The organism is Bowmanella dokdonensis (assembly GCF_017254865.1).
Classification (GTDB): domain Bacteria; phylum Pseudomonadota; class Gammaproteobacteria; order Enterobacterales; family Alteromonadaceae; genus Bowmanella; species Bowmanella dokdonensis.
Window position 1 is genome coordinate 1 of the sequence record NZ_JAFKCV010000193.1, and the last position, 351, is coordinate 351.

1 protein-coding gene is annotated in these 351 nt (G+C 48.7%); it reads right to left on the minus strand.

The genetic code is table 11. The features are described 5' to 3' along the window. Positions 1 to 351 (minus strand): energy transducer TonB (locus J0A66_RS22190; RefSeq protein WP_206576002.1); only part of this gene is annotated, 351 nt, incomplete at both ends.

The window sequence follows — 351 nt, forward strand, 5'->3', positions numbered from 1 at the left end:
GGGTGCTGAAATGATAAAGCAATGAGCGACTATGGTAGGGCTGGGGCTGACCGTCTTTTACTAGCGGTTGGTAACGCCAGCGACTGACGGCATTATAGATAGCCCGTTCAAACTCGCGGGGTGGGTAACCATCAATAATTTCCAGATCATTTACCGCGCCACTGGGATCAATATCAAACTCAACCCATACCCAGCCTTCCAGACCTTTTTTATAGGCTTCTTCGGGATACACTGGCTCCAAAAAATGGCTACGCTGAGGCGCTAAGGCTTCATCTAGGCTGGCGTCAGAGGTAAGTATGGGTTGTAGATTTTCTTGGTAATTGAGGAAGCCAAACTCATGGTCAAGCTGCT